The organism is Nonomuraea sp. NPDC001636 (assembly GCF_040298265.1).
Taxonomy (GTDB): domain Bacteria; phylum Actinomycetota; class Actinomycetes; order Streptosporangiales; family Streptosporangiaceae; genus Nonomuraea.
Genome location: NZ_JBEOZT010000067.1, coordinates 1 through 9,224 on the forward strand (window position 1 = coordinate 1; position 9,224 = coordinate 9,224).

The following is a 9,224-nucleotide window of genomic DNA, read 5'->3' on the forward strand; positions in this document are numbered from 1 at the left end:
TGTTTGTTCCCTCACCACACTCGGGGTCCGAGTCCCTCCCCGGGGGGGCCCCGGGGCGGGGGGGTTGTACCGATTCGGGCGGCGGCCGCGGCCCGGCCGACGCGTCGGCCCCGCGGACGCGGGGATGTTCCGCATTCAGAAGCACTGGCGGACTCAGCCCGGGTGTCGGCCCCGCGGACGCGGGGGTGTTCCACCAGACTGGGTCGCTCGCGGCTTCACCGGTCTCGTCGGCCCCGCGGACGCGGGGATGTTCCGCCGCTGGGCACCATCCGTGCGGCCCGCGACATGTCGGCCCCGCGGACGCGGGGATGTTCCTGCGAGGCGGCCGCCTCACGGCGCTGGGCACAGGTCGACCCCGCGGACGCGGGGATGTTCCTGCGCATACGGTGTGCACCTCGCCCGCTCCGTGGTCGGCCCCGCGGACGCGGGGATGTTCCCGACTCCGACCGCGGCGTGCCCTCGAACAGGATGTCGGCCCCGCGGATGCGGGGATGTTCCGACCTGCGCCCAGGTGTTCGGCATCCCGTGGCGGTCGGCCCCGCGGACGCGGGGATGTTCCGGACTCAGCGGGCACGGGGGCGCAGAACCTGGCGTCGGCCCCGCGGACGCGGGGATGTTCCTTCGCCTATCGCGTTCACGCGGTTGCCCACGGCGTCGGCCCCGCGGACGCGGGGATGTTCCGCGCGTCGGCGCGGTGGCGGTGGACATGTCGGCCCCGCGGACGCGGGGATGTTCCCCAGCGCCAGGCGCCGCCCGTCCTGATCCCCGAGTCGGCCCCGCGGACGCGGGGAAGTTCCTCCAGGCCAGGAGGGCGTTTCAGGCGTTGACCGGTCGGCCCCGCGGACGCGGGGATGTTCCCCCGGCCATGGTCTACGCCGAGTTCTACGACGAGTCGGCCCCGCGGACGCGGGGATGTTCCCGCCTGCATCATGTCCGGCCGGTTGAGCTGGTCGTCGGCCCCGCGGACGCGGGGATGTTCCCGGCGTCCAGAGTCTGCCCGTCGAACGTCACACGTCGGCCCCGCGGACGCGGGGATGTTCCCGCCTGCATCATGTCCGGCCGGTTGAGCTGGTCGTCGGCCCCGCGGACGCGGGGATGTTCCTACGACCTGGCCGACCCGAGCGTCACCCGGTTCGTCGGCCCCGCGGACGCGGGGATGTTCCCTCCGCGCGCGCGACCCGCGGTTTCGTGCTGCGGTCGGCCCCGCGGACGCGGGGATGTTCCTGCGCGGCGCGCGTACGCGCGGCGCGCGTGAGGGTCGGCTCCGCGGACGCGGGGATGTTCCCGGCCAGGCGTTCGCGATGCAGCTCGCCCGCGCGTCGGCCCCGCGGACGCGGGGATGTTCCGGAGCCCGGCCCCAGTGAGCTCGGCATCCCCTGGTCGGCCCCGCGGACGCGGGGATGTTCCCACATGCGCGGCGTGCGGCCGGAGCACAAGGAGGTCGGCCCCGCGGACGCGGGGATGTTCCTTCGTGAACACGGGTTCTCCCCTGGTCGGTGGGGTCGGCCCCGCGGACGCGGGGATGTTCCGACCGTGACCTGGACTCGTACCCCCTTCGCCCGGTCGGCCCCGCGGACGCGGGGATGTTCCCGCCGGCGTGGGTGGCGGGGGCGGCGCGTAGTCGTCGGCCCCGCGGACGCGGGGATGTTCCGGTCATGGGGCGTCCGGTGTCGGTGGTGCCCGTGTCGGCCCCGCGGACGCGGGGATGTTCCGTCGTTCCTGCTCACTCCGAACGGCGGCACGATGTCGGCCCCGCGGACGCGGGGATGTTCCCCTCGACCACATCGTCGGTGGCGCGCGGGGGGTGTCGGCCACGCGGACACGGGGATGTTCCGCTGGTTGGCTCTCGTGCTCGTCTTGTAGGAGAGTCGGCCCCACGGACGCGGGGATGTTCCGTCCTCGGCCCGAACGGTGCGGTGCTGTGGCAGGTCGGCCCTGCGGACGCGGGGATGTTCCCGCGCCGGGCGTGATGCACTCCCAATGGGATCCGTCGGCCCCGCGGACGCGGGGATGTTCCGTACGCGGTGCTGACCCCGAAGGGCGTCGCGTAGTCGGCCCCGCGGACGCGGGGATGTTCCCGCCTCCACCGGGTGGGATCGGCCGGGTTGGCGTCGGCCCCGCGGACGCGGGGATGTTCCGCCGTACATGTCGGCCTTGGCCAAGGCCGAGGCGTCGGCCCCGCGGACACGGGGATGTTCCGGGGTGCTAGGGCGGCTAGTGGCCTGGTCAGAGGTCGGCCCCCCGGACGCGGAGATGTTCCGCTCGGCACCGCCTACATGATGGTGGAGCCGCCGTCGGCCCCGCGGACGCGGGGATGTTCCGGAGGCGTACATCCCGTACGCGTCCCAGTACCGGTCGGCCCTGCGGACGCGGGAATGTTCCGGTCGAGGACATCGTCGAGGCCCTGGTGGAGGCGTCGGCCCCGCGGACGCGGGGATGTACCGCAAGAGCCGTTAGAGGTTCGGAACGTCGGCAGGCCGTCCCCGCGATGCGGGGATGTTCCCGACGGCACGCTCATGGACTCGGAGTACACCCGGTCGGCCCCGCCCGACGCGGGGGTTCCTCCCGCCATGGGGGCGATCGTGCAGAAGATTGAGTCGCCCTCGCGAACGCAGGTGTTTCCCCTGTTCGGCGCTCTTACACTCGCACCTCCGTTGCCTGGAAACTAAAGTGGGCAGCATCTGGTTGTTTGGAGCCAACGAGGTGCCGGGGTCGTGACGGATTACATACAAGTACTGACGACCGTCCCAAGTGCGGACGCAGGTGCTGCTCTAGCCCGTAGCATTACCATGAAACGCTTCGCTGCTGGCGTACAGATCGTCGGCCCGATCCGCTCTCTATACTGGTGGAAGGGCTCTCTGCGAGATGAACAGGAATGGCAGCTGGTTATCAAAACTACGCGGACTTTATTCGCAGAACTTGAAGAACACATCAAAGCCAGCCACGGCTATGAAATCCCAGAAATTATAGCCACCGAGATACTCGAAGGCAGCGGCACCTATCTAAACTGGATCAGTACGGAGACGCAGAGAACTGACGCTTCGTGACTGCCAGTTCTTCCAGGAAGGCGCGGACCGGCGGTTGGGTCTGCCAGCGCCTGAGCGATTCACCAAGGACGATGAATCGCGGTAGCCAGATCCCTGACTCTGTCTCACGTATGATCGCGAGGCCTTCCCTAGCCGCTCTGGCCGCTTCCGCAACCGATCCGTGCATGATGTGAGCTGTGGCGATGTCGCCGAGGATGATGCCTGCTCGCTTTCGTTCTACCTCAGGCAGTCGTGCGATGACTGCACGGGCTACATCTTCAGCTTCGTCCAGCCGACCGATTTGCGCATAGGTCGAGATTAGGAAGGAGTCGAAGCGGTCCCGATCCAGAAATCTGGTCCACACGCGGTCCTCTTCTGGATCTGCGATGTTGAATGCTTCGCTTGCCTCGGCCCATGACCGAATGGCAGCTTCCCGCTCTCCCAGTGCGGCGCTCTCTTCCGCATGCCGGGCTGCAAGCCAGGATGTGGTGCCAGGTGATACGTCCCTGGGCAGGTGCTGGAGTGCGGTGGTCAACAGGGAGCGGGCTCGCCCGTGGTTTCCCTTGCCGCTGGGGATGTAGCTTCTGTATCCGAACGCGCACGCGATGATGGCGGGATCGTCCGCCTCTTTGGAGGCTTTCTCCGCTGTGTCGTAGAAGTTGCGAGCCGCCGAGACGTTCCCCAGGTCGGTCGCGATCCAGCCGGCGAGGACGCTGCTCTCGCCGGCGACCACGATCAAGCGTCTGCGGAGCTCGTCCTTGGGGTCGGTGGCTGTGCTGTTCAGGAGGGTTCCGACCTCGTTCAGGTGGGCGGCCAGGCCCTTGAAGATGGTCTGTGCGGGCAGCATCTCTTCGAGGCGGTGGAAGCCGGCCGCCCTCGCTTCCATCTCTCGCACCACCGCTTCGTCGAGCGCCTTCGGCCTCGACAGTGCGTAGGCGACCTTCTCCCATGCCTCGTTCTGGGCCAGAGCTGATTGGGCACCCAGTTGTCCGATCATTGCCAGCAGTTCGCGGCGCTTCAACGGCTCGCCTCTTTTCCCGATCGCTTCAGCGAAGAGCTGCAAGTCAAATGTGTCCGTGGGGATCTGAACCCCATCGCTGATGACCTGTGCACCGCCACCTCGGCCGCCTGGGGACGCTGACCCCAAATGGCGACGCAAGTGGCCAGGCATGCTCAAACCATCAGCGAACGACTCAAATGTATGCTTCGCGGTCGGGAGGCGCTTTCCGCTCTTGTACTCGCTGACGCGCCCCTGCGGGATTCCGGTGAGGTTGGCTATCTGCCCCTGGGTGATTCCGTACTTGGTGAGGATGCGGATGACCCCGCCGAGATCGCGCTGCTTGCACACGTCTTCCATGTCCTGACGTGCGAAAACAGTCTCAAGAACATGAAGAACTCGCTCTTGATCCATTGTCATGGCGGCGTTCCGTTCCCCTGGTAGCGCGCCGTTCGAGAAGAAGTGAAGCGCTCCTAGTCCATCACACCGTGAGATATCACGGCGAGATTCTACGGAACCGCTTTGCTTGGAAACCTCGCATCAGTTTGCGGAGCACGTCAGAGCTGATCTGAGACAAGTCAAAGATTCGCGTTTGTCTGACTTCCGCCAATTTGTTGCCTGAGAAAGCAGAGTTGCGGGAGGGAAGCCAGCGCATGACCGGACAGCGAGCGGCATATCGCCTCAACTCCGTTGTCGCCGCAGCTGACCGGCTACAACGAGAGCTGGCTCTGTACGGGATCACGACCGACGTGAACGACGGCTACGGCCTGGCTGCGGTGTCGGTGTGGCGCGATCTCGTCGTGTGGACGAACGGGGACCTGTTCTGGTGGCGGGCCGGCTGGAACGACCGCCGCCACCGCCCCGTCTACGCCTGGCACTCCACAGCGGATCCCGCGAGGGCCGTACGCCGAATCGTCGCCCGATACCGGGACCTCCATTCGACGCCCGCGCCCGGCGAGGTGTAGGGCCATGACTCAGGACAAGTGGAGTCAGGCCCATCCGACAGCGCATAGAGCAGCCCTGCTAGGAGAACGAGACGCGGCGCACAGTGCACTCTCGCGCACGGCGTTCTTCGACCACTTCGACCTGAACGTTGATGACTGCTGTGAGGGCTACACCGCCACAGCGCTCTACCACCTGTATCTGACTTCCCGTGCGCGAGCCCGCCTGCTCTGGAACACGACTGACAAACGGCTCCCGAAAAGCGCCTGATGACCCACCCGAGACCGATTGACCTTGGCCAGGATCCCCGGCGGGACCGCCCGTGACCGATAAGGCGCGCTCGCCTGTTCCCTGGCTACCTTGACACGCGACGGTGCATGGCCCGCGGCTCGCTCACACCTTGCCACCGCGTCCCGCCCCGCCGCGTCAACGCCCCCGGCAGGGTCCTTCTGCGCTCGCGAGAGTGCCAGTTCCCGAAGGACCCTGTCGGGGGTCTCTTGTGTGGCATGGGTCGTGAGCTGGGGCTTATCTCACCACAGGATCTGATCCATCTCATCGGCGGATGTTCTTGATCTCACCGCATGATCACATCGCGCGATGGGGCCACCCCTTCCCCGAAACCTACCTTCGCCTCGTAGGTCACCGGAGACGGAAGGGATGTGATCTCCATGAGCGCAGCTCAGCACCACCACCGCCGCGAACTGATCACCGGACTGCGGGCCCTGGCCACCTTCCTTGACAGCCACCCGCGGGTGCCCGTTCCCAGGTACGGCACCGTGCGCGTGTCGGTCCACACCAACTACGACACCGACGCCACCACGGAAGCCGAAGCGATCGCCGAAGTTCAGCGAATCGCCGCTCTGCTCGGCACGACGCCCATCGTCGAGAACGGACACCACGTCGCCGGTTTCGACTTCGGCACCGTCCGCTTTGAGGCCGTCCTGATCACGCAAGCGGCGATGGTCCGGCGCGAAGCGCTCGACTCCTACCGCGACGCGATCGCCCTCGACGAGATCGAAGGGGCGTGACCCATGGACTTCGGACTCTTCGTCGTCTTCCTGGCCCTGGCGCTGTCGGCCGTCACGCTCGCGCTCTTCGTGGTGCTGGTCACCGTGATCCGTACCGAGGACCGTCGCCACGCCCCCACGGGAACCCTGAGCCGTCGCCTCCTGGGCACCTACGCCCACCACTGCCCGCCCGCCGCCTGTGCAGGGAGGAGGTGAACCCCAGATGCGCATGACCCGCCTCGTCCCGCTCCGGTGCCTTTGCGGCGCCGACGCCACGTCCGGAAGCCGTCTGTGCCGCAAGTGCCGCGCTCGCCGGCGCTGGCTCCGCCGCAAGTCCCGACACGACGGCATCTGATCCGCCCACCGACCGCCCTGAGAGGAGGTGAAGCCATGACCGTGACCGTCCCGCTGGTGCTCGTGTTCGGCGCGATGGCGTTCATCGCCTGGCGCTACCTGGGACTGCGCTTGTGGCATGCGCTGATCACGCTGCTGTTCGGCTTCCTGCTGGCCGCCACCACGTTCGCACCCGAAATCCGCGCCCTTCTGTACGGCGCTCTGCGCTGGTTCTCCAGCCACTGACCCACGTCCCCCAGCGAAGGATGTGATGCCTGATGACCCACCGCCACCCGTACCCCCACACTGATCTCCAGGAGGTCGCTCACCGCAACGTCACCGCCGCTCAACTCCTGGCGGCGCTCACCCGAGACCCTCTACCCATGCTGCCCGTCTGGGCGTATCTGATCGCCGCCCTCGACGACATCGACACCCTGATCGACGAGGTCACCGGCCTCCGCGCGGAACTGGCACTCACCCGCCATCAGCGGGCCAACCTGCTGGCCGCCGTCCGCGCCACCCTCGCGACCCACCACGACGGCGACGACGACCCCCTGTACTACGTACGCGACGAGCTGCATGCTCAGACGTCCGGCGAGGGACGATGAACAGGCACCGCGCGACGCGCCACGAGATGCGCCGCAACGCGCGCCGGATGCGTCGTTACGGCATCCAGCCCGTCGCGATGATCGACGACCTGGAGCTGGCACCTCTGGCGATCGCCGGCCTCGCCCGTCTGGCTTGGCGTTACCGGTCCGAACTCGCGCCGTTCAGCCTGGCCACGACCGTCCTGCTGGCGGGCGTGATCCTTTGGCGCTGGTGCCCGGAGTGGTGGCCGACCGTGATCGCCTGCACGATCACGGCGGCTACCGCGCTGACCATCTGGGGGCGATGGGTGAACCTTCCCCGTCCCATCGAACGCGGCTACGCCGCCACAGCCACAGCGTTCGCCGGAACGTGGCTGACCCTGGCAACCTGTCTCGGGCCGTTCACGACTCCCTTGCCCGCCACACTCGGCATCGGCACACTCGTGCTGGCCTTGCCCTGGTGGGCGCACCGTCGCAGACGTGCCCGCGTCCGCGTCGAACGCACCCTGGCCGCCTGGCCGGACATCGCCAAGGCCGTCGGACTGGCCGGATCCCGAGTCCAATCGGCCATGGTCGACCTGTGGGGCTACCGGTTCCGCCTCGGGCTTGGCATCGGTCAGACCGTCGAAGACGCGGTCAACGCCGTCCCCCGTCTGGAATCGGCTCTGGGCACCACCCGCGGCGGCATCCGCGTCCAACCCGTGGCGAGCAAGAAGGCCAACCGCGCCGACATACGAGTCATAGAGACAGACCCGCACGCCGACGCCATCGCCTGGCCCGGCCCGTCCATCACCTCGATCACCCAGCCCGTCAAGCTAGGGCTCTTCGAGGACGGCACGCCGGTCCGCGTTCCCCTCCTGCGGAGACACGGACTGTTCGCCGGCATGTCGGGGGCAGGCAAGTCCGGAGGGGTGAACATCCTGCTCGGCGAGCTGACCGCCTGCCAGGACGTGATCCTCTGGGCGATCGACCTCAAGCGCGGCATGGAGCTACAGCCTTGGGCGTCGTGCATCGACCGGTTGGCCACCACCCCGCAGGAGGCAGAGGCGCTCCTGGCCGACGCCGTGGTCATCCTCGACGGACGCGCCGATGACCTCACCAGACGCGGCGAACGTGTCTGGGAACCTCGCCCCGACCGGCCCGCCCTGCTCATCATCATCGACGAGTACGCCGAGCTGGCCAGCGAGGCACCACGGGCCATCGACCACGCCGACTCGATCGCCAGGCGAGGCCGCGCCCCGGCGGTCAACCTGATCGCCGCCACGCAACGCCCCTCCAAGGACGCGATGGGCAAGAGCGCGGTCCGTTCACAGATGGATGTCCGGTTGTGCTTCCGAGTCCGGGAACCCCGCGACGGAGATCTCATCCTCGGGCAGGGCATAGTGAAGGCCGGCTGGCACGCCCACAAGCTCGACGCCCCCGGCAAGTTCCTCATCAGCTCCCCGGAACACGACATCCCCCGCCGAGCCCGCACCTACCTCCTCGACGACCAAGGGGTACAAGCCACTGCCGAACGGCATGGGCAACATCGCCCGCCCCTCGATGAGGTGTCGGCTCAAGCCCTGCAAGAAGCGTCTGAAAGACCCGCTGCACCGCTTGAATCTGCCTTCCGACCATCGCCCCGCCACGCACGCGACAACGCGGCACGAAGAGCCGAAGAGGCGTTGACAGCGTCATTGCGACAGGCGTCGAGCAACGGAGCCAGCATCGGCGACCTCATGCGCGAAACGGGCATGCGCCGCACGTGGGTCTACCAACGCCTCCAGGAGTTGAGCCGTGCAGACCAGGTCGCACAGGTCTCACGAGGGCGCTGGCGGGCCCTCGCCGAAGATGACGGCTCGTAATCGTCCGCGTCCGCCGTCCGCGTCCGTCCGCGCGTCTGCGCGTGTAGAGAGCGCGAGGGACGCGGACGGACAAATGGGCGGACGATCACAATCCGTAACTCCCGCAGCGACAAGCGAGAGGAGGGATGCCGCATGCAGGCATACACGGTCGAACAAGTCGCGGAGATGCTGAGCATCGGGCGCGACAAGGTCTACTTCCTTCTCCGTACCGGTCAGCTCAAGAGCATCAAGATTGGCAAGCTTCGCCGGATCACTGATCGGCAACTCAGCGACTTCGTCTCTTACCTCGAAGCGACAGACGAGGCGTAGCGCATCGTGCTACAACGTTCTACAGAGCCGGTTGTGCGGCACTCGCCGCACAACCGGCAGAGCGCCTCTTGATAACTGCATGACACGAAAGACATCCCAGGAGCTTAGATGTCAAGCTGCAACCGATTCTGCGTGATGCGACCAGGCGGTCGTCTCGTCGTAGAGGGTGCCGGTTTTGA

General features: G+C 67.3%; 9 protein-coding genes and 1 CRISPR repeat array. Of the genes, 8 read left to right on the forward strand and 1 reads right to left on the reverse strand.

The features are described 5' to 3' along the window. Window positions 1–103: 103 nt before the first annotated feature. Window positions 104–2,443: a CRISPR direct-repeat array (repeat unit 28 nt; unit sequence GTCGGCCCCGCGGACGCGGGGATGTTCC). A 271-nt stretch (window positions 2,444–2,714) separates the two neighbouring features. Continuing rightward, window positions 2,715–3,047: a divalent-cation tolerance protein CutA gene (gene cutA, locus ABT158_RS50495; protein WP_352366534.1), complete on the forward strand. Its 333-nt coding sequence runs from the start codon at window positions 2,715–2,717 to the stop codon at window positions 3,045–3,047. On the opposite strand, the gene ABT158_RS50500 is transcribed toward cutA, so the two are convergent. Next, on the reverse strand, window positions 3,013–4,443 hold the full coding sequence (locus ABT158_RS50500; protein ID WP_352366536.1) for an NsdA family TPR-like regulatory protein: 1,431 nt from the start codon (window positions 4,441–4,443) through the stop codon (window positions 3,013–3,015). The genes cutA and ABT158_RS50500 overlap by 35 nt on opposite strands. Window positions 4,444–4,676: 233 nt before the next feature. Here ABT158_RS50500 and ABT158_RS50505 point away from each other — a divergent pair, with 233 nt between their 5' ends. From ABT158_RS50505 to ABT158_RS50535, 7 genes are all read left to right on the forward strand, one after another. Next, window positions 4,677–4,988, forward strand: coding sequence for a hypothetical protein (locus ABT158_RS50505; protein WP_352366538.1), 312 nt, complete (start codon window positions 4,677–4,679; stop codon window positions 4,986–4,988). Between the two features lie 645 nt (window positions 4,989–5,633). Further along, window positions 5,634–5,993, forward strand: coding sequence for a hypothetical protein (locus tag ABT158_RS50510; RefSeq protein ID WP_352366540.1), 360 nt, complete (start codon window positions 5,634–5,636; stop codon window positions 5,991–5,993). Window positions 5,994–5,996: 3 nt separating this feature from the next. Further along, on the forward strand, window positions 5,997–6,188 hold the full coding sequence (locus ABT158_RS50515; RefSeq protein WP_352366542.1) for a hypothetical protein: 192 nt from the start codon (window positions 5,997–5,999) through the stop codon (window positions 6,186–6,188). Between the two features lie 174 nt (window positions 6,189–6,362). Beyond that, window positions 6,363–6,551: a hypothetical protein gene (locus tag ABT158_RS50520; protein ID WP_352366544.1), complete on the forward strand. Its 189-nt coding sequence runs from the start codon at window positions 6,363–6,365 to the stop codon at window positions 6,549–6,551. 32 nt (window positions 6,552–6,583) lie between these two features. Beyond that, window positions 6,584–6,913 carry a hypothetical protein gene (locus ABT158_RS50525; protein WP_352366546.1) on the forward strand — a complete coding sequence of 110 codons (330 nt, stop codon included), beginning with the start codon at window positions 6,584–6,586 and terminating at the stop codon, window positions 6,911–6,913. Then, complete coding sequence (locus ABT158_RS50530; RefSeq protein WP_352366548.1) at window positions 6,910–8,736, forward strand: cell division protein FtsK; 1,827 nt, start codon at window positions 6,910–6,912, stop codon at window positions 8,734–8,736. The genes ABT158_RS50525 and ABT158_RS50530 overlap by 4 nt, the downstream gene beginning before the upstream one ends. 132 nt (window positions 8,737–8,868) lie before the next feature. Next, on the forward strand, window positions 8,869–9,045 hold the full coding sequence (locus ABT158_RS50535; protein ID WP_352366550.1) for a helix-turn-helix domain-containing protein: 177 nt from the start codon (window positions 8,869–8,871) through the stop codon (window positions 9,043–9,045). The last annotated feature ends 179 nt before the right edge of the window (window positions 9,046–9,224 follow it).